We start from the raw sequence: 19,375 nt of genomic DNA, 5'->3' as shown, positions 1-19,375 counted from the left end.
CATCCGTAGACTGGCGTCACTCTGGTCACTTGCGGCCGTCCAGCTGACCCGTCGGCCGGGCGGCGGTCTCATGAAAGATAAACGTGAACTCTTTACGGATGAAGGCCGCGTTCTTTGCCGCGCTTGTCCTTGCCCTGGCGTCGGTCCCAACAACCGGCACGGCACCTGCACACGCCGAGCTGACGCCGGCACCTGTCGCGACCGCCACGGCAACACCGACTCCTAGCGCTCCGGCCGCGGCAACGCAGACGGCGACCGCCACCCAGACGGCAACACAGACGCCGACGGCGGCGCCCACCGCGGAAGCCCTGACTCCGGGCGCGGACGCCGTCCAGCCGGCGCCGACCCCCTCCGCTACTGCCGGCACCAGCCCGTCCCTCACGACGGTCGAATCGCTGCCCCCGGAAAACTCGGGCGAGCCCTTTGTGGCACACACCTTTGAGAATCCGCCCCCGCCCGGCGTGAAGGGGGCTCCGGCCACGGCCAGCGCGGGCATGCTGTCCACGGAGTCCTATTCGCTTGCCCGCCAGGGTGACATCAAGGTTCGCCTCGTCCTGGTCCAGTTGGCCGACAAGAAGGCCACCATCTCGCAGACAGCGGCTAAGGCCTCCATCACCACCAGCAGCAATTACTGGAAGACCATGTCCAACGGCCGCCTGTCGATGAGCGTGGCGACGGTGGAGAGCCGCACCAGCAAGGCCACCTCGACGCAGCGCTACCCGGACATGATGAACACCATCGCCACCGAGCTCAAGTGGACGCCGAATCCCTACACCGCACTCGTCGTCTTCGTGTCCACGCCCACGCTCTCCGACGGGGCGTACGGCGCAGGCTGGAGTTACAGCGGCACGAGCGGGCGGGTCATCATGCCGCTCCCGGCCACCCTGACCAACAGCGTGCTGACACACGAATTCGGGCACGTGCTGGGCCTGATGCACGCCAACAGCTTGCAGTGCGGCAGCGGCGCGCAGGACGTCGCCACCAAGTCGGACGGAACGTTCGCCGACTCCACCTGCAGCATCCGTGAATACGGCGACAGCCTGGACCTGATGGGCGTCTCCCAGACCACCCAGCCCGCCATCAGCTCGACCCTCTGGACCTATGGAGGATTCGGCCGCGGGGACGAGGTTCTCGACGCCGGGATCCTCAAGGACGTCAAGAAATTCACCTTGAAGGCCTGGGCCGGCACCGATGCCAGACGCGCCGTGAAGTTCACCGACCCGGTGAGCGGCGAAGTCTATTTCCTCGAGTTGCGCCTGCCGGTCAGCTACGACACCGCGAAGGCCGTGAACCTCAACAGCGGCGTCAAGATTGTCCAGCAACTGGGGGCGGGCTCGCTGATCCTGCTGCCAGACTCACGACCCTTCTCCGGGTACTACAACCCCAGCCAAACCTGGCAGGCCGGCCAGACCTTCAGCACCCATGCCGGCACCCGGGTGAAAATTGATTCCATCTCGGCTACCGCCGCGGCCATCACCATCACCGCTGCCAACGCCGTGACCGGAGTGTTCCGGGACGCCTGGCTGCAGGCCGGCGGGGAAGCCAGCCTGGGCTACAGCACCAGCGACGTGACCTGCCCGTACGGCGCGGCGGCCACCACCACTTGCCACCAGACTTTCCAGCGCGGCGTGGTCTACAGCACCCCGGGCGTGGGCACCTATGCCGTCTCGAACACCTACATGTCCGGGTGGAAGGACGCCGGCTGGCAGCAGGGCATCGGCTACCCCACCGGGACCGCGAGCTGCGGCCTGTACGGCGGAGGCTGCTACCAGCCCTTCCAAAAGGGCAACATCTACTACTCCACAGCGTCGGGCGCCCACGCCGTCGTCGGCGTCTATTGGAATGCCTGGCGGGACGCCGGCTGGCAGCCCGGCATCGGCTACCCCACCGGAGCACCAAGCTGCGGACTCTACGGCGGCGGCTGCTTCCAGCCCTTCCAAAAGGGCAACATCTACTACTCCACAGCATCCGGCGCCCACGCGGTCATCGGCGCCTACTGGAACGCCTGGCGGGAAGCCGGCTGGCAGCCCGGCATCGGCTACCCGACAGGCGAACCCGTCTGCGGGCTCGCCGGCAGTGGCTGCTCCCAGTCGTTCCAAAAGGGCAATGTCTACTTCACCACCGCCACCGGCGCCCACGCCGTGAGCGGTGTTTACGCCACAGCCTGGGCAGCGGCCGGACTCCAGCCGGGCCTCGGCTACCCGACCGGCGCACCGGCGTGCGGGTTGTACGGCGGCGGCTGCTACCAGCCCTTCCAGAAGGGGAACATCTACTACTCCTCCGCCTCCGGCGCGCACGCGGTCATCGGCGTCTACTGGAACGCCTGGCGGGAAGCCGGCTGGCAGCCCGGCATCGGCTACCCCACGGGCGAACCCGCCTGCGGGCTCGCCGGCGGCGGCTGCTCCCAGCCGTTCCAAAAGGGCAACGTCTACTACACGCCCACCACCGGCGCCCACGCCGTGAGCGGCGTCTACGCCACGGCCTGGACGGCGGCCGGACTCCAGCCTGGCATCGGCTACCCCATCGGAGCTCCCAGCTGCGGGCTCTACGGCGGCGGCTGCTACCAGCCTTTCGAAAAGTCCAACATCTACTACTCCGCCGCGTCCGGCGCCCACGCCGTCACCAGCCGGTACTTCAACTCCTGGCGTGCGGCCGGATGGCAGAAGGGCGTGGGGTACCCCACGGGCCCGGAAAAGTGCGGGTTGTGGGGCGGCGGGTGCTACCAGCCCTTCCAGACCGGCAACAGCTATTACACCGCCGCGACCGGCGCGAACATGATCGGCCAGCCCTACCGGGAAGCCTGGCGGCTGGCCGGCTGGCAGTCCGGCGGACTGGGCTACCCGCTCGGCGCAGCTGTGGCCTACAACGGCTACCGGACGGTGCCGTTCCAGGGCGGTTCCATGATCTACAGCTCGACGGGAGTCAAGGTCGTCCGTAAGTAACGGACTTACCGGTGGGCCGGTGCGTCACTCCGGCATGATCATGGTGCGCAGATCCAGCTGCCGCAGCACCCGGTCCGCGACCTCCGGGTCCATGTCGGGTTCGTTCCGGGCCGCCACAACCTCCTGACGCGCGGCGTCGAGGGCGATGGTCTGGACGGCAATGGCCAGCTCGCGGCCGCGCTTGCGTTTTTCGGTGACGCTCTCGTTCCGCAGGCTGCCGTCCAGGAGTTCGGCGTGCAGCCGGGTCATCTTCTCCTTGACCAGGGCCACCTTTTCCTGCGGCAGCTCCTTCATAAGCTCGTGGTCCTTCAGCGCCGCAATGGCCGCCTGCTGCGCGCGGGAGGCCAGCAGCCGGGCGGCGTCGCGCTCCACGGACCCGTCCTCCGAGGCCTTCAGGACCCGCATCAGCCACGGCAATGTCAGACCCGGCAGCACGAGCGTGGCCAGCAGCACGGCGCACGCAATCACCAGCAGCTCGCTGCGGGCCGGGAACGGGGTCCCGTCGGCCAGCGTGGCCGGGAGGGCCAGCGCCAGCGCCAGGGTGGCCAAGCCGCGCATGCCGCACCAAGTCAGGATCAAGACCTCTTTCGCGGAGGTGGGACGCAGCGTGTTTTTCTTGCTCCGCGCCAGGCCCGACATCATCGCCAGCCAGCCGAACCGCACGGCGAAAACCAGCACGCAGACCACGGCGGCTGTTCCGGCCATTCCGATCACCGCGGTGCCCTCGTCGTGGATGACCTGGCGGATCTCCAGGCCCACCAGCCCGAAGGCGAGGCCCGTGGCGAGCAGCTCCACCACATCCCAGAACGCCGTGCGGGTGACCCGTTCGGCGGCCTCCTGCGGCCGTGAATGCCGCTGGATCTCCAAGGCCGTGACGACGACGGCGATCACGCCGGAGGCGTGCACCTCCTCAGCGAGGATGTAGGCGGCAAACGGGACCACTAGCGTGACCGCGCTGCGGGCCACCATCGAGTGCACCAGACGCGTGATGAGGCGCGTGAGCCAGCCCATCCCGATCCCGACGCCGACGGCAAGGGCCGCCCCGACGGCGAACTGGAGAACGACGTCGGGCCCCACCCTGCTGCCGGCAACGGAGGCCGCCGCGGCCGCCTGGAAAATGACGATGGCGGCCGCGTCGTTGAACAGGCCCTCGCTCTGCAGGACCGTGATGAGCCGGCGCGGCATGTGGACCCTGCCTGCGATGGAGTCCACCGCCACGGGATCGGGCGGGGCCACCATGGCGCCCAGGGCGATCGCGGCCGGGATGCCGATACCCGGGATCATGAGCCAGGCGGCGCCTGCCACGACGGCGGTGGAAACCACCACAAGCGCTACGGCGAGCATCAGCAGCGTCCGCCAGCGCACCCGGAAGACGGCCCAGGAACTGCGCTGCGCGGTCGCGAAGAGCAGCGGCGGCAGGAAGATGGGCAGGATCAGTTCCGCCGGAATGTCCACCTCCGGAAAGCCCGGGATAAACGTCAGCGACGCGGCGAGGATCAGCATCAGGACCGGGTATGGCAGGCGGAGCCGGTCGCCCAGGCCCACCGCCACCACGGTGGCCAGAAGAAGTCCGATGATGAGGGCCAGCTGGTCCATGTGCACTCTTTCCCCGGGGTGACGGCGACCAGTCCCCGGCCATCGACGCGCCAGCCGCCCCCACCACCCTATCGGGGCACTGGTTCGCCGGGGCCGGCCCGGCCGACTACCTCACGGGTCCAGTTCGCCGGTTTAGCTCACGGGACCGAGGGCCGCGGCGAGCGGCAGGGTTCCGTCCCGGAACTCGATTGTCCGGCCTGCGGTCTGCGGCAGACCCAGCACCGCGGCGGCGACGAGCGCCACGTTGGAGCGCGAGGTGCCGGTGCCGTCAGAGGTATCGGTGGGGTTGACGTCCAGCAGACCGTTGCCGGGGCCGTCGGTCAAGGCTCCCGGGCCCAGGATGGTCCACTCCAGGCCGCTGCCACGCAGGTGGGCGTCCGCGGCAGCTTTGGCCTCGGCGTAGGCGTGGAAGCTGTTGTCCGCGGGGACGCCATGGTCCGGCCCGGCCCCGAGGTAGGAGACCATAAGGTAGCGCCGGACGCCGGCGTCGCCCGCGGCGTCGATCGACCGGATGGCCGCGTCCCGGTCCACGGCATAGGTGCGTTCCGGGCTACCGCCGCCCGCGCCGGCGGACCACACCACGGCGTCGTGGCCCTTCAACGCTTCGGCGATTTCCGCCGTCGTCGATTTCTCCACGTCGAGCACCAACGGGGTGGCGCCGGTGGCGGCGACGTCGTCGCGATGGTCCGGGTTGCGGATGATGGAGGTCACCTCGGCCCCGTCCTTCGAGAGGATGCCGGACAGTTCCATAGCCACTTTTCCGTGGCCGCCGATGATTGCGATTCGCGTCATCGTCCCATTCTGTCCCACCGAGCCCCGTCCCCGCACCCGGACCGTGGCCATTCGAGCGCGATGCGCTATCACTTCTGGCGGTTGTGGGCGCGGCAGAACAGCCATAAGTGACAGAGCAACGGCGGAACCCGGACCGCCGAACCTGGCAGGTCCCGTAGTAGTTACCCGATGGTGTAGCCGTTGAAGCCGTGGCCGATCTGCACGCGGTGCTTGAGTCCGCGTTCACTCGCGTAGAGCCACAGCCCGCCGTGGGTGTCCGTGGCGACGAAGTCGATGTACCCGTCCACGTTCACGAAGTCACCGTCCTCGACTATGCTCCTGTACTTGCCCCAGCCGGAACCGTAGTTGAACGGCGACCGGTGGACGTGCGGCCCGTAGTGGCTGTCGTAGGTGAAGTAGTAGGGCCAGAGCGTGCCGTGCGTGTCCCGGGCCAGGAAGTCCGAGTCGTTGTACCCGCGCGAGGCGACCAGCATGTGTCCGGCCCATCCGGCGCCGAGCCGCTGGCGGGTCAGCCAGTGGATGCTGTGCGATCGGACCTCATACGGATACCGCCACAGCGTGCCGGAGCGGTCGATTGCCAGGAGCGCGGGTTCGTGTGAGGCGGGGATGATGCTGGTCATCTGGTTCCAGCCGCCGCCGGTGCGTATCCGTTTGAGCCAGCCGCCGTGGCCGTTGCTCGGGATCGCCCAGAGGGTTCCTTCGCGGTCCCGGGCGAAGACGCCCGTATATTGGGCCGGACCGGGCACCACCCCTTCCAGAATGGCGGTGTAGTGCCACCCCGTGCCGGACCTAATACGCGGTTTCAGATGGCCGTCCCCGTCGTTGGGGTAAAGCCAGAGTGTGCCGTGGCTGTCCTGCGCGAGCAGGTCCGGACGGCCGTCGCAGGTGAAGTCGCGAACACCGGACCCACACGGCGCCGGTTGCAGTGCGGCCTGCGCCGGGGCGGCGAAGATGCCCGCGGCCAGGAGCAATGGCCAGGTGATGCTGATCAGAAGACGCCGGCTTGCTTTCATGGCCCGGAGCCTAGACCCGTGTGCCATTGTGCACACGAGTATCAAAACCCGTGACTAGTACGACCCCTACGCAAGTAGCGGCTGCCGCCCTCGACGCTCACCTGGTTCCGCGGATATGAAACGCAGCCAGCAAGACCGATGACCTGCTTCTTCGTGGCGGTTAAGACAAAAGGACCCCGCAGGCCGGGCCTGCGGGGTCTTTCTGTAGCGGCGGGGAGGCTCGATCTCCCGACCTCACGATTATGAGTCGTGCGCTCTAACCAACTGAGCTACGCCGCCACGAATGAGAAAAACCTGCGTCAAGCCGGTCAAAAACCGCCTTGACGCAGGCCCTCATTCAGAGCCCCCCACCGGAATCGATCCGGTGACCTCGTTCTTACCAAGAACGCGCTCTACCACTGAGCTAGGGGGGCAACGAGTAAATACTCTACCGGAAGATTCGGCTCCCAACAAATCGGCTGGCCTCCCCTGCCGGCGGTGCCAAAATCCGCGCGATTTCGGGGGTATCCCGGGCCTTCGGGCATCCCCCGGGGGCCCATTCCGGCCGGTCCGCACCCCGGATGTGACGAAGGCGACTCACGGGTCCGGAGCGTGCCAGGAACTGCGCACGCTCCGGACCTTAAAGCAGGACGGGCCGGCTCAAAGAGAGCCGGCCCGTCCTGCTTGCCTAGGAACTAGTGGTTACCACTTGTTGCGGGGCTTGAAGCCGCCTTCGGTGCGGGGCTTGCGGGTGTCGGTGCCGACGCTGCGCTCGTTGCGGTCGCTGAAGGAGCGGCCGCCGCGGTCAGCGGAGGAACGCTCGCCGTCGTTCTTGCGGAACTCGCGCTTGAAGCCGCCGTTGCCCTTGAAGTTGCCGCTGCCACCGGAGTAACCGCCGCGCTCGCCGCCACGGTTGCCCTGGTAGGCGCCCCGGTCGCCGGAGGGCTTGCGGCCGTTGTCCAGCTCGAGGTGGATCAGCTCGCCGCCGATCCGGGTGCGGGACAGTGCCTTCAGCTGATCCGGGCTCAGGTCCGCCGGGAGCTCCACGAGGGAGTGGTCCGAGCGGATGTCGATGCCGCCGATCTGGGCCGAGGAGATGCCGCCTTCGTTGGCAATGGCGCCCACGATGGAACCCGGCATGACGCGCTGGCGGCGTCCGACGGCGATCCGGTAGGTGGCGTTGCCCTCGGTCAGGGTGCGGGTCGGGCCACGGGAGCCGAACCCGTCCTTGGAGCGCTCGCGCTTCTGGAATTCCGGCGCGGCGGGCAGTTCCTTGACCAGGAGCGGCTGTCCGCCCTGCGCCATGACGGCCAGTGCAGCGGCAATCTCGGCTGCCGGAACGTTGTGCTCTTCCTCGTAGGAAGCGATCAGGTCGCGGAACGCCGAGACGTCCTCAGATTCGAGGGTTTCGGTGATCTTCTCGGCGAACTTGCCCAGCCGCAGGGTGTTGACCGTTTCCGCGGTAGGCAGGTGCATCTGCTCCACCGGCTGGCGGGTGGCCTTCTCAATGGAACGCAGCAGGTACTTCTCCCGCGGGGTCATGAACAGCACGGCGTCGCCGGAACGGCCCGCGCGGCCGGTGCGGCCAATGCGGTGCACGTAGGACTCGGTGTCGTGCGGGATGTCGTAGTTGATCACGTGGCTGATGCGCTCGACGTCCAGGCCGCGGGCCGCGACGTCGGTGGCGACGAGGATGTCGATCCGGCCCTCCTTCAGGGCCTCGACCGTGCGCTCACGCTGCTGCTGCGGGATGTCGCCGTTGATGGCCGCCGCCTGGAAGCCACGCGAGCGCAGCTTGTCGGCCAGGTCCTCGGTGGCCATCTTGGTGCGGACGAAGGCGATGACGCCGTCGAACTCTTCGACCTCGAGGATGCGGGTCAGTGCGTCGAGCTTGTGCGGGCCCATGACCTGCAGGTACCGCTGACGCGTGTTGGCGCCGGTGGTGGTCTTGGACTTGACCTGGATCTCGGCCGGGTTGTTCAGGTACTGCTTGGAGAGGCGACGGATCTGGCTCGGCATGGTGGCAGAGAACAGTGCAACCTGGCGGCCCTCGGGGGTCTGCTGGAAGATCTGCTCCACGTCATCGGCGAAGCCCATCCGCAGCATCTCGTCAGCCTCGTCCAGCACAAGGTACTGGAGTTCGGACAGGTCCAGGGAACCCTTGGCGATGTGGTCGATCACACGGCCGGGGGTACCGACGACGACCTGGGCGCCGCGGCGCAGGCCGGCCAGCTGGGGTCCGTAGGCGGAGCCGCCGTAGACCGGCAGGACGGTGAAGTCGTCGATGTGCTTTGCGTAGGAGGTGAAGGCCTCCGCGACCTGGAGCGCAAGCTCGCGGGTCGGAGCCAGGACCAGGGCCTGCGTCTTGCGGGAGGGGCCGTTCAGGTCGTGGAGTTCGGCCAGCCGGGACAGTGCCGGTACTGCGAATGCTGCAGTCTTACCGGTACCGGTCTGGGCTAGGCCCACAACGTCGCGGCCTTCAAGCAGCACCGGGATGGTCGCTGCCTGGATCGGGGACGGCTTCTCGTAGCCGACGTCCTGCAGGGCGGCAAGGACGCGGGCATCAATGCCGAGGTCGACGAAGCGGAGACCGGTTTCGTCGTCACCGGCATCGTTCGGGGTGTTTTCGGCCGCGGTTTCCACCGGCGTGGTGGCTGCTTCGGCGGCAGGGGTTTCGGTGATCTCGACGTCGGCCTGGGTGTTTTCAGTGTCGACGGAGTTGTCCTGATTTTCGGGCATAGGGGAATCTTCCTCATCCATAGGGGCCAGGCGGCACAACCCGAGGTGAGCGGAGCCGCAGTACACGTGCCGTAATTGCCGGGCATACGTTGACCGGCCGGTCACATAGAAGCCCGGCGCTTTCGCAATCCCGTGGCAGGACTTCCCGCTGCAACTCTTGGCTGCTATCCCAGCAGTCTGTACAGCGTTTTCTTTAGCCGGCTCTCCCTATGAAAATGCCCGCATCACAGTAGCGGGCCCCAACACTTGCCAGTCCTGCCTCAAAAATTGGGCAGGAATAAGGGATTTCCGGAGTGGGGGATATTTCAAGTGTAAGGCATGCACACCTGCAGGTGGTAACGCAGGGGTCGACGGCGGCGGTGAGCTTGCGCACATGCCGCACCGCCCGGGCCTGTGCGGGGCCCCGGACCGCGCTCCGGCGGGCGTGCTAGTCCGCCGGTTGCAGCTTCGCAAATTCCTGGTGGTACTCCGGCTGCAGCCGGATCAGGCCATCGGCGTCGGCATCCCGCAGCGCCTCCATGTCCTGGACCGTGGGGTCGGAGAACCATTTGCCGATCGTCACGCCGTGCGCCGGGACGTAGAGCCGGTGGATGTGGTCCCCCGCCTGGATGCTGCCGGTGCGCACCACGCGCAGATAGGTGCCTACAAGTCCGGCCTCGGTGAACCGCTTGACCCAGTGGGGTTCGTTCACGCGCCGCTGGAAGGTGCTGCACGGCCGGCGGGGCGAGGTGACTTCCACTTCGACGTCGAGCCCGATCTTCCAGCGTTCGCCGATCACCGCGTTGGTGGCGTCGATGCCGGCAACCCGGAGGTTCTCGCCAAAGTATCCGGGCGGGATGTCCCGTCCAAGTTCCGCGGCCCAGTAGTCGGCGTCGGCCTGGGAATAGGCGTACAGCGCCTGGTCTTCGCCGCCGTGGTCGATCCGGTCGGCCTGGATGTCACCGCGGAGGCCCAGCCGGTGGACTTTCACGGGTCCGTCCACGGGACGCTTGTCGATGGCGGTCACGCCCAGTCGTCCCTCGTCGCTGAGCAGCTGGTGCACCCGGCAGACGGCAAGCACAGAAGCGGTGTTCATGGCACCAGTGTAGGCCTGGGGCCGCGTCCAGACGGCGGAAAGTAGGATGCTCCCATGAGCAGTGTTGGAGCAACAGACGTGTCCGATGTCCTGGCGATCGATTCCCTGCTGAGCGCCGAAGAGCTGGCTGTTCGGGAAAAGGTCCGCGATTTCACCAGCCAGCGGATCCGGCCCGGGATCGCAGCCTGGTATGACGACGGCGTCTTCCCGCTCGAACTGGCAGCGGAACTGGGCGAGCTGGGCGTACTCGGGATGCAGCTGGAAGGCTACGGCTGCCCGGGCCGCTCCGCCGTCGAGTACGGCCTGGCCGCGATGGAGCTCGAGGCCGGCGACTCCGGCATCCGCACCTTCGTCTCGGTGCAGGGTTCCCTCGCCATGACCGCCATCCACCTGTGGGGCTCGGAGGAGCAGAAGCAGGAGTGGCTGCCCCGGATGGCCGCGGGCGAAGCGATCGGCTGCTTCGCCTTGACCGAGCCCACCGCCGGGTCGGACCCGGCGGCGATGCAGACCTTCGCCCGGCGGGACGGTACGGGCGATGACGCCGGCTGGATCCTGGACGGGGCGAAGCGCTGGATCGGGCTCGCCTCCGTCGCGGACGTGCTGGTGGTGTGGGCAATGACCGACGACGGCGTGCGCGGCTTCCTGGTGCCTGCCGGCACGCCGGGGGTGACTGCCACGCCGATCGGGCAGAAGCTTTCGATGCGCGCCTCGATCCAGTGTGATGTGGGCTTCGACGGGGTCCGGCTGGGCCCCGAGGCACAGCTGCCCGCCGCCCGCGGGCTGCGCGGACCGTTCAGCTGCCTGAACGAGGCACGCTACGGGATCGCCTGGGGCGCGATGGGCGCCGCCCGGGACTCCTACGAGGCTGCGCTGCGGTACTCGCAGTGGCGGCTGCAGTTCGGCAAGCCGCTGGCCGGGTACCAGCTCACCCAGGAGAAACTGGTGAACATGCTGCTGGAAATCCAGAAAGGCACCCTGCTGGCGCTGCAGCTGGGCCGGCTCAAGGACGCCGGGAAGCTGAGGCCGGAGCAAATTTCGTTGGGCAAACTGAACAATGTGCGGGAGGCAATCGCGATTGCCCGCGAGGCCCGCACCATCCTGGGCGGGAACGGGATCACGCTGGACTATTCACCGCTGCGGCACGCCGCCAACCTCGAGTCGGTGCGCACCTATGAGGGCACCGACGAGGTGCACACCCTGGTCCTGGGCCAGCACATCACCGGGCTGGCCGCCTTCCGCTAGCGGCGCGGGGTGAAATGACAGTTCGCGGCAGTGTTGCCGCACCACACTGCCGTGAAATGTCATCTCGACGGCGGCGACGGCGCGGCCTCAGGCGGAGAAGCCTCCGTCGGCCTTGACCAGCTGCCCGGACACCCAGCGGCCCTCGGGTGAGAGCAGGAACGCCACCGTCCCGGCCACGTCCGCGGGGGTGCCGATCCGGCCGCCTGGATGCCGGCGGGCCAGGTCCTCGCGCAGTTGCGGGTCCATCCAGCCGGTGTCCACCGGCCCCGGGTTGAGCACGTTGGCGCTGATGCCCTGCGGGCCCAACTCCCTCGCGGCCGCGATCACGATCCGGTCCAACGCGCCCTTGGACGCCCCGTACGGCAGGTTGAACGCGGTGTGGTCGCTGGTCAGCGCCACGATTGCACCGCCTTCAGCCGGCGCCTGCCGGGCAAATGCGGCGACCAGCTGCCAGCTGGCGCGGGTGTTGACGGCGAAGTGGCGCTCAAAGCTCTCCAGGGACGTGTCCAGGATGCCCGAGTCCACGGATTCGGCGTGGCTCAGCACCAGACCCTGCAGGGCGCCAGCCTCTTCCGCCACTGCGGCCATCAGCCTTTCCACGGCCTGCGGATCCTCGAAGTCGGCGGGCACGGCCAGCACGGCGGCGCCGGTCGCCTGCAGCTCGGCGGTGAGGCGTTCGACGTCGTCCGGCTGCACGCCCCAGGGCATCCGGGTGTCGTAGTCCTGCCAGTAGGTGAGCACCAGGTCCCAACCGTCCGCTGCGAGCCGCCGCGCAATGCCTGCACCGATGCCGGCGAGCCTTCCGACGCCGGTAACCAGGGCCGTCTTGCGCTGCACCGGCGGGGCATCGGCGGCCGGCGTGTCCGGGTTATCTGGCCTGGGCGGGGTGGAAACCATGGTGCCCAGCCTAACGTCCGGCCTAGGCCGGGACCGGGACGGCCGCCTGCTTTCCGGTGTCCTTGCGGATGGTCGCGCTGATGACGGCGGCGATGGTGCACATCGCCGCGGCGGCGAACCAGGCGTACGTGTACTGGCCGGTGGCGTCCCGGACGGCACCGGCCGCCAGCGCTGCCGCGGCGGCGCCGAGCTGGTGCGCGGCGAAGACCCAGCCGAACACGACACTGCCGTCCGCGCCGAACACCTGGCGGCAGATCGCGGCCGTCGGCGGGACGGTGGCTACCCAGTCCAGGCCGTAGATGATCACGAAAACGATCATGCTGGGCTGGATCTCGGCGCTGAGCAGCAGCGGCAGCACCAGCAGCCCGATGCCCCGGAACTGGTAGTAGACGGCGAGCAGGATCCGTGGATTGAAGCGGTCCGTCAGCCAGCCCGAGGCGATGGTGCCGAGAATGTCGAAGATGCCGACGACGGCGAGCAGGCCGGCGGCCGTGGTTTCGGCCATGCCGTGGTCGTGGGCGGAGGGGATGAAGTGGGTGCCGATCAGTCCGTTGGTTGTGGCTCCGCAGATGGCGAAGCCGGCCACGAGTGCCCAGAACGTCCGGACCCTGCTGGCCCGCTTGAGCACCTGGAGTGCCCGGACGGCGGCATTCCGGCGGGGCCCGGCCGGGACCGCCTGCTCCCCCGGCGTTGCGGTCTCGCCGGCTGTAGCCCCACCCTCCGCGGACTCGGTCTCGGCGCCATACGGCAGTGCACCGACGTCGGCCGGTGAGTTCTTCAAGAACTTCAGCACCAGCGGCACCACCGCCAGGGCACCGGCGGCGATCAGCAGCGAGGCCTGCCGCCAGCCGGGGCTCTGCGCGAGGGCGGCGATGAAGGGCAGGAACACCAGTTGCCCGGCCGCGCTGCCCGCGGTGAGGATGCCGATCACCAGCCCGCGGCTCTTCACGAACCAGGTGTTGGCGACCGTGGCGGCGAACACCAGCGCCATCGATCCGGTGCCGAGTCCGATCAGCAGCCCCCAGGTCAGCAGGATCTGCCACGACTGGTTGACCAGGACGGTCAGGGCGCTGCCTGCCCCGATCAGCACCAGCGCCACGGCGGTCACGGCGCGGATGCCGAAGCGCTCCATCAGGGCCGCGGCGAACGGTGCCGTGAGGCCGAACAGCACCAGGTTGATGCTGACCGCGGCCGAGAGGACCGTGGTGGACCAGCCGAACTCGGTCTGCAGCGGCACCATGAGCACGCCCGGGGCGGCCCGGAAACCGGCAGCGCCGACCAGTGCCAGGAAGGCGACGACGGCGACGATCCAGGCCGGATGGATGCGGCTCCGGGTGGAGGTGCGGGGCTCACTCATGCTGCGGTTCCGTTCTTCCGTGTCGCCGGAGCGGTGGCGAGGGGGACAGGGTCGGCGGTCCGGGTGAGGCTGTGCCAGCTGGTGTTTTCGGCCGTGAGCCGTTCGCCGCAGGCCGTGCAGCTGTCCGCAGAGGAGGTGCGCTGCCCGCAGCCGCTGTGGACCACAAACATGTGCGCCTGTTCGGACGGCGCGGCGAGGTGCTTCTCGGACCAGATCACGACGGCGTTGAGCACCGGCAGGGCGTCCTCGCCTTTGGCGGTGAGCACGTACTCCTGGCGGCGGCGGCCGCCGTCGTCGTCGTAGGGGCGGCGGGTGAGCAGGCCGGCGTCGACGAGTGCTGCCAGCCGCCGGGTGAGGACCGAGTCAGCAGCGCCCAGCCGGGCCTTCATGGCGTCGAAGCGTCCGTTGCCGAAGAAGACTTCGCGCAGGACCAGCATGCCCCACGGGTCGCCGAGGATGTCCAGGCCGCGGGCCATGCTGCAGTTGCGCCGGGACCAGTCGGATCGAAGTGCCATACCGGCAGATTAGCTGGCTTTCTTCAAGATAGCTAGAGGCCGCAGCTGCCGGGACCTAGAGGTACGGCCGGAGCCCGGCGCGGGACGGCCGGTAGGCCAGCGCCCAGTACACCAGCATCGCCATCCCGCAGACCACGCCGAGGCTGGCGACCGTGAGCTGCCACTGCGTAGTGGGATCCTTGCCCCACTCGTGTGCCCCGGCCATCACCGCGAGGTACTTGGGGGTGAGGTAGAAGACGACGGCGGAGGCGGCGACGATGATCCAGCCGGCCAGCCGCATTTTGCCGTCACGCGAGGGGACTCGGTGGATGGCGAACCCCATGCACGGCAGCGCCACGGCCATCCAGACCCAGTGGTGGGACCAGGACACCGGGCTGATCAGCAGCATCAGCAGCGCGGTGGCGGACACCGCCACGAAGTTCTCCTCCGCGTCAACCGCCCACTTGATCACCAGCGCGGCGACGGCGGCGAGGCCCAGCGCGAGCACCAGCCAGACCACGGAGGTCAGGGACGAATCCGGCATCCCCAAGTGCAGCAGCAGGCCCTTGACCGAGAGGTTGTCCACGTAGGCCGGCCCACCGATCCGTCCGGTGTCCGGCAGGATCTTGGTCCAGAACGTCACCGAAGCGGTGGGCAGCATGGCCCAGGCCAGCGCGATCGAGCCGAAGAACCCCGCGGCCATCCAGCCCAGGGCCTTGAAGTCGCGGCGGACCAGGAAGTATAGGCCGAAGGCGAGCGGGGTCAGCTTGATCCCGGCCGCGATCCCGATCAGCAGGCCCGCCGGCCAACGGAACTCGCCGGCCCGGGATTTTCCGTAGAGTGCGAAGTCGGCCAGGATCAGGCCCATCAGGATGATGTTGATCTGGCCGAAGTCGAAGGTATCCCGCCACGGGCCCATCAGCAGGATCGCCGCGGTGCCGGCCAAGGCGACGGCCCGGAACCGCCAGTCCGCGACGGCGTCGCGCCAGCGGCCCAGCCCGAAGTAGTGCCGGGTCAGCCAGGCGGACACGACGGCTGCGCCGAGCAGCGCGGTGGCAGTGAAGACAAAGCCGCCGGCGCTTTGGCCCAGGGTGGCGAGGGCGGCGAAGATCAGCGCGGCGAACGGCGGGTAGGTGAACGGAAGCCCGTCGCGCGGGGCGTAGAGCTCGTTCACGCCGGCTTCGCCGGTCTGCAGCACCCGGTTTCCGCCGTAGAAATAGACCTCGAAGTCGTTCAGCAGCGGGATGTAGGCCGAGTACAGCACCACCAGGGCGGCGACGACGGCGGCCGCGCCGGCCGCCGTCGCGATCCAGCCGCGGGTGGTGGAGCTGGCTGCCCTGGAAGTGCTGGTCACCGGAGGCTAGCTGCCCGTCTCAATGCGCGCGAAAGCCTGCTCGAGGTCCGCAATCAGGTCCTCGACGTCCTCGATGCCGCAGGAGAGCCGGATCAGGTTCTCCGGGACTGCCAGTTCGGTGCCCTTGACCGAGGCGTGGGTCATCTCGGAGGGGTAGTTCATCAGCGATTCGATGCCGCCCAGGGATTCCGCCAGCGTGAACACGGAGGTGGATTCGGCCACCTTGCGTGCCGCGGCCTCGCCGCCCTTGAACTGCACGGAGATCATCCCGCCGAACTTCTTCATCTGCTTCTTTGCCAGTTCGTGGCCCGGGTGGGAGGGCAGGCCCGGGTACAGCACGGCCTCCACCTCGGGGCGCTGCAGCAGCCATTCGGCCACGGCCTGGGCGTTGTCGCTGTGCCGGTCCATCCGCACGCCGAGCGTCTTGAGCCCTCGGGTGGTGAGGAACGCGTCCATCGGCCCGGACACGGCGCCGACGGCGAACTGCACGAAGCCGATCTTCTCGGCCAGCTCGGGGTCGTTGACGATGATCGCGCCGCCGACGACGTCGGAGTGCCCGCCGATGTACTTGGTGGTGGAGTGCACCACGACGTCGGCGCCGAGGGCCAGCGGGTTCTGCAGGTACGGCGAGGCGAAGGTGTTGTCCACCACGAGGAGGGCGCCGGCGTCGTGCGCCACCTTGGCGAGCGCCTCGATGTCGGTGATCTTCATCATCGGGTTCGACGGCGTCTCCACCCAGACCAGCCGGGTCTTGCCGCCGGCCGCGCCGCCGTTCGATCCGCCTGCGGCGACGGCCTTCGCGACGGCGTCAAGATCGGACATGTCCACCGGGGTGTTGCCGATCCCCCACTCGCCCAGGACGCGACTGATCAGCCGGTACGTCCCGCCGTAGGCATCGTTGCCGAGCACGATGTGGTCTCCGGGCCGGGTGAGGGCGCGGATCATGGAATCCTCGGCGGCCAGGCCGGAGCTGAAGGAGAACGCCGCTGCGCCGCCCTCCAGCGCGGCGAGCTGCTCCTGCAGGGCGTCGCGGGTGGGATTGGTGCCGCGGCCGTATTCGTAGCCTGCCCGGAGGCCGCCGATCCCGTCCTGCGCATAGGTGGAGGAGAAGTGCACCGGGGGCACCACGGCGCCGGTGCGCGGCTCGAAGGCCTGGCCGGCGTGCACGGCCCGGGTGTTGAAGCCGGCGTTGGCCGTGGAAGAGCTTTCTGGCTGGGACATGGGACTCCTTGAACTGGTCAGTTGCTGAGGTAGGCGAGGAGGTCGTGGCGGGTCAGGATCCCCACCGGAGCGCCGACGAACGTCACCATCAGGGTGTCGGTGTCGGAGAGGAGTTCGCGGGCCGTCGAGATCGATTCGAGCGAACCGATCACGGGCAGCCGTGCCTCCATGTGTTCGGAGATCTTGTCGGTGAGGTTCGCCTCGCCGCGGAAGAGCTTGGCGGTCAGGGTGCGCTCGTCGACGGCTCCGAGCACCTCGCCCATCACGACCGGCGGTTCCTGGGACAGCACCGGGATGTGGGAGACGCCGTACTCGTTCATGATGTTGATGACGTCCCGCACGCTCTCGTTCGGGTGGATATGCACCAGGTCCGGCAGCTCGCCGGTCTTGGACTTGAGCACTTCTCCCACCGAGGCTTCATCGCCGCCGGCGAGGAAGCCGTAGGAGCGCATCCACTGGTCGTTGAAGATCTTCGCCAGGTAGCCCCGGCCCGAATCGGGCAGGATCACCACGACGACGGCGTCGGCAGGCAGGTCCTTGGCGGCCTGCAGCGCGGCGACGACGGCCATGCCGGAGGAACCGCCCACCAGCAGGCCCTCTTCCCGGGCCAGGCGGCGGGTCATGGCGAAGGACTCGGCGTCGCTGACGGCTATGACCTCATCCGGAACGGCCTTGTCGTAGTTGGCGGGCCACATGTCCTCGCCGACGCCCTCGACGAAGTACGGCCGGCCGGTGCCGCCGGAGTAGACCGAACCGGCCGGGTCGGCGCCGATGATCTTGACCACGCCGCCGTCGGCCTCGGGCCGGTCCGCGGAGACTTCCTTGAGGTAGCGGCCGGTGCCGGTGATGGTGCCGCCGGTGCCGGCGCCGATCACGCAGTGCGTGACTTTGCCGTCCGTGTCCTCCCAGATCTCCGGGCCGGTCGACTCGTAGTGGCTGGCCGGCGCGGCCGGGTTGGAGAACTGGTCCGGCTTGTAGGCGCCCGGGATTTCAGTGACCAGGCGGTCCGAGACGCCGTAGTAGCTCTGCGGGCTGTCCGGCGCGACGGCGGTGGGGGTAACCACCACTTCGGCGCCGTAGGCCTGCAGCACGGCGCGCTTGTCTTCGCCGACCTTGTCCGGGACCACGAAGATGCAGCGGTAGCCCTTCTGCTGCGCCACGAGCGCCAGGCCCACACCCGTGTTGCCGGACGTGGGCTCCACGATGGTCCCGCCGGGCTGGAGCTTGCCGCTGCGTTCGGCCTCTTCGACCATCTTGGCGGCGATGCGGTCCTTGATCGAACCGCCGGGGTTCAGGTATTCCAGCTTCACCAGGACCGTGGCGGCGATGCCGTCGGTCACGTGATTGAGTTTGACGAGCGGCGTGTTGCCGATGAGGTCCAGGACGGACTGGGCGTACTTCATAGGTACAAAGTTACCGTCTCCGGGACGGCGGGCACGTCGCGTCGCCGGCGCCGCGGTCCGGGTGCGACGATAAGGCAGTGAAGCGAAGGACCTGGTTGAAGACGCTGAGGAGCTACCTCGTCCCCGGCGGGATGCTCCTCGCCGGGGTGGCGGTGCTGGGCACCGGGCTGTTGCCCTGGCCCGCATTCGAGGAGCTCACCGGCCGCACGGTGCCCGTACTGGGCTTCGTGGTGGCCATGTCCCTGGTGACGGAACTGGTGGATGACGCCGGGCTGTTCCGGGCCGTCACGGACCGACTGGCCGCACTGGGCCGGGGCAGCGTGCTGCTGCTCTGGCTGCTGGTGATCGCGCTGGCAACGGTCTCCACCGTGTTCCTGTCGCTGGATACGACGGCGGTGCTGGTCACGCCCGTCGTCGTACTTCTGGCCGTCCACGCCCGGATCCCGCCGCTGCCCTTCGCGCTGACTACCATCTGGCTCGCGAACACGGCCTCGCTGCTGCTGCCGGTGTCCAACCTGACCAACCTGCTGGCCCAGTCCCGGCTGGGTCTCAGCCCGGCCGCCTTCGCCTCGCTGGTCTGGGCCCCCGCGCTGGTTGGGATCCTGCTCCCCCTGGCTCTGCTCTGGCTGGCCTTCCGGAAGGATCTGCGGGGCCGCTACGGCCCCCAGCCGGTCCACCGGGTGCGTGACAAGGTGCTGCTGTACGCCTCGGCTGGCGTGATGCTGCTCCTGCTCCCGGCCCTGGTGTCCGGAGTGCCGGTACAGATTCCCGCCGCTGCCGCGGCCGCGGTCCTCCTGGGGCTGTTCCTGTGGCGGCGCCGCTCGGCCCTCCGCTGGGCCATGGTCCCGTGGCGGCCGCTTATGCTCACCGTCGGCCTGTTCATGGTGGTCGAGGCGTTGCACGCCAACGGCCTGACCAAGGTCCTGGCGGGCGTCGCCGGGTCCGGGGAGAGCCTTCCCGCGCTGCTCCAACTGGCGGGGCTCGGCGTGGGAGCCGCGAACACCGTCAACAACCTGCCGGCCTACCTCGCGCTGGAACCGGCGGGCGGCTCGCCGGTGAGGCTCGCGGCCCTCCTGATCGGCGTGAACCTTGGCCCGCTGGTGAGCCCCTGGGCGTCCCTGGCGACCCTGCTCTGGCACGAGCGCCTGCGGGCCCTCAACGTCGAGATCCGCTGGGGCGGCTTCGCGCTGGCCGGCCTCGCCGCCGTCGTCCTCACGGTTCCCCTCGCGGTCGTGGCCCTCTGGCTGGCCAGCGGCATGCACTAGGCGCGG

General features: G+C 68.7%; 14 protein-coding genes and 2 tRNA genes. 3 read left to right on the top strand and 13 right to left on the bottom strand.

Annotated features, from left to right (window positions below):
• Positions 1 to 83 precede the first annotated feature (83 nt).
• On the top strand, positions 84 to 2,942 hold the full coding sequence (locus tag AC1DH3_RS01345; RefSeq protein ID WP_476908441.1) for a M43 family zinc metalloprotease: 2,859 nt from the start codon (positions 84 to 86) through the stop codon (positions 2,940 to 2,942).
• A 24-nt stretch (positions 2,943 to 2,966) separates the two neighbouring features.
• Here AC1DH3_RS01345 and AC1DH3_RS01340 read toward each other — a convergent pair whose 3' ends face one another.
• The 7 genes from AC1DH3_RS01340 to AC1DH3_RS01310 form a co-directional block, all read right to left on the bottom strand.
• A complete protein-coding gene (locus tag AC1DH3_RS01340; protein ID WP_476908440.1) occupies positions 2,967 to 4,538 on the bottom strand; it encodes a Na+/H+ antiporter in 1,572 nt (523 codons plus the stop codon).
• 132 nt (positions 4,539 to 4,670) lie between these two features.
• Complete coding sequence (locus AC1DH3_RS01335; protein ID WP_476908439.1) at positions 4,671 to 5,330, bottom strand: SDR family oxidoreductase; 660 nt, start codon at positions 5,328 to 5,330, stop codon at positions 4,671 to 4,673.
• Positions 5,331 to 5,491: 161 nt separating this feature from the next.
• Positions 5,492 to 6,343 carry a hypothetical protein gene (locus AC1DH3_RS01330; protein ID WP_476908438.1) on the bottom strand — a complete coding sequence of 284 codons (852 nt, stop codon included), beginning with the start codon at positions 6,341 to 6,343 and terminating at the stop codon, positions 5,492 to 5,494.
• Between the two features lie 205 nt (positions 6,344 to 6,548).
• A tRNA-Met gene (locus AC1DH3_RS01325) sits at positions 6,549 to 6,622 on the bottom strand.
• A 62-nt stretch (positions 6,623 to 6,684) separates the two neighbouring features.
• Positions 6,685 to 6,756: transfer RNA gene (locus AC1DH3_RS01320), tRNA-Thr, on the bottom strand.
• Between the two features lie 268 nt (positions 6,757 to 7,024).
• Positions 7,025 to 9,061 carry a DEAD/DEAH box helicase gene (locus tag AC1DH3_RS01315; protein ID WP_441416972.1) on the bottom strand — a complete coding sequence of 679 codons (2,037 nt, stop codon included), beginning with the start codon at positions 9,059 to 9,061 and terminating at the stop codon, positions 7,025 to 7,027.
• A gap of 427 nt (positions 9,062 to 9,488) precedes the next feature.
• Entirely contained in the window at positions 9,489 to 10,136 is a 648-nt protein-coding gene (locus AC1DH3_RS01310) for an MOSC domain-containing protein (protein ID WP_441416971.1), read from the bottom strand.
• Between the two features lie 54 nt (positions 10,137 to 10,190).
• Between AC1DH3_RS01310 and AC1DH3_RS01305 the strand changes: the two genes are divergently transcribed.
• Positions 10,191 to 11,378: an acyl-CoA dehydrogenase family protein gene (locus AC1DH3_RS01305; RefSeq protein ID WP_476908437.1), complete on the top strand. Its 1,188-nt coding sequence runs from the start codon at positions 10,191 to 10,193 to the stop codon at positions 11,376 to 11,378.
• 87 nt (positions 11,379 to 11,465) lie between these two features.
• Here AC1DH3_RS01305 and AC1DH3_RS01300 read toward each other — a convergent pair whose 3' ends face one another.
• The 6 genes from AC1DH3_RS01300 to AC1DH3_RS01275 are packed head-to-tail and all read right to left on the bottom strand — an operon-like array spanning position 11,466 to position 18,104.
• Positions 11,466 to 12,275 carry an SDR family oxidoreductase gene (locus AC1DH3_RS01300; protein ID WP_476908436.1) on the bottom strand — a complete coding sequence of 270 codons (810 nt, stop codon included), beginning with the start codon at positions 12,273 to 12,275 and terminating at the stop codon, positions 11,466 to 11,468.
• 22 nt (positions 12,276 to 12,297) lie between these two features.
• On the bottom strand, positions 12,298 to 13,632 hold the full coding sequence (locus AC1DH3_RS01295) for an MFS transporter (protein ID WP_476908435.1): 1,335 nt from the start codon (positions 13,630 to 13,632) through the stop codon (positions 12,298 to 12,300).
• Complete coding sequence (locus AC1DH3_RS01290) at positions 13,629 to 14,147, bottom strand: winged helix-turn-helix transcriptional regulator (protein WP_476908434.1); 519 nt, start codon at positions 14,145 to 14,147, stop codon at positions 13,629 to 13,631. The genes AC1DH3_RS01295 and AC1DH3_RS01290 overlap by 4 nt, the downstream gene beginning before the upstream one ends.
• A 55-nt stretch (positions 14,148 to 14,202) precedes the next feature.
• A complete protein-coding gene (locus AC1DH3_RS01285) occupies positions 14,203 to 15,480 on the bottom strand; it encodes a glycosyltransferase family 87 protein (RefSeq protein ID WP_476908433.1) in 1,278 nt (425 codons plus the stop codon).
• 6 nt (positions 15,481 to 15,486) lie between these two features.
• Complete coding sequence (locus AC1DH3_RS01280; RefSeq protein WP_441416965.1) at positions 15,487 to 16,701, bottom strand: cystathionine gamma-synthase; 1,215 nt, start codon at positions 16,699 to 16,701, stop codon at positions 15,487 to 15,489.
• A gap of 17 nt (positions 16,702 to 16,718) precedes the next feature.
• Positions 16,719 to 18,104: a cystathionine beta-synthase gene (locus AC1DH3_RS01275; RefSeq protein ID WP_476908432.1), complete on the bottom strand. Its 1,386-nt coding sequence runs from the start codon at positions 18,102 to 18,104 to the stop codon at positions 16,719 to 16,721.
• A gap of 131 nt (positions 18,105 to 18,235) precedes the next feature.
• On the opposite strand from AC1DH3_RS01275, the gene AC1DH3_RS01270 reads away from it, so the two are divergent.
• Entirely contained in the window at positions 18,236 to 19,369 is a 1,134-nt protein-coding gene (locus tag AC1DH3_RS01270) for an SLC13 family permease (protein ID WP_476892291.1), read from the top strand.
• Positions 19,370 to 19,375 lie beyond the last annotated feature (6 nt).

The sequence above is a fragment of the Arthrobacter sp. 05L428 genome (genome assembly GCF_056397665.1).
This window is presented reverse-complemented; position numbering and strand designations above follow the sequence as displayed.

Excerpts from the sequence above, each read along its gene's own strand:
- AC1DH3_RS01340 (WP_476908440.1), bottom strand. The coding sequence starts at position 4,538 with ATGGACCAGCTGGCCCTCATCATCGGACTTCTTCTGGCCACCGTGGTG.
- AC1DH3_RS01335 (WP_476908439.1), bottom strand. The coding sequence starts at position 5,330 with ATGACGCGAATCGCAATCATCGGCGGCCACGGAAAAGTGGCTATGGAA.
- AC1DH3_RS01330 (WP_476908438.1), bottom strand. The coding sequence starts at position 6,343 with ATGAAAGCAAGCCGGCGTCTTCTGATCAGCATCACCTGGCCATTGCTC.
- AC1DH3_RS01315 (WP_441416972.1), bottom strand. The coding sequence starts at position 9,061 with ATGCCCGAAAATCAGGACAACTCCGTCGACACTGAAAACACCCAGGCC.
- AC1DH3_RS01310 (WP_441416971.1), bottom strand. The coding sequence starts at position 10,136 with ATGAACACCGCTTCTGTGCTTGCCGTCTGCCGGGTGCACCAGCTGCTC.
- AC1DH3_RS01305 (WP_476908437.1), top strand. The coding sequence starts at position 10,191 with ATGAGCAGTGTTGGAGCAACAGACGTGTCCGATGTCCTGGCGATCGAT.
- AC1DH3_RS01300 (WP_476908436.1), bottom strand. The coding sequence starts at position 12,275 with ATGGTTTCCACCCCGCCCAGGCCAGATAACCCGGACACGCCGGCCGCC.
- AC1DH3_RS01295 (WP_476908435.1), bottom strand. The coding sequence starts at position 13,632 with ATGAGTGAGCCCCGCACCTCCACCCGGAGCCGCATCCATCCGGCCTGG.
- AC1DH3_RS01290 (WP_476908434.1), bottom strand. The coding sequence starts at position 14,147 with ATGGCACTTCGATCCGACTGGTCCCGGCGCAACTGCAGCATGGCCCGC.
- AC1DH3_RS01280 (WP_441416965.1), bottom strand. The coding sequence starts at position 16,701 with ATGTCCCAGCCAGAAAGCTCTTCCACGGCCAACGCCGGCTTCAACACC.
- AC1DH3_RS01275 (WP_476908432.1), bottom strand. The coding sequence starts at position 18,104 with ATGAAGTACGCCCAGTCCGTCCTGGACCTCATCGGCAACACGCCGCTC.
- AC1DH3_RS01270 (WP_476892291.1), top strand. The coding sequence starts at position 18,236 with ATGCTCCTCGCCGGGGTGGCGGTGCTGGGCACCGGGCTGTTGCCCTGG.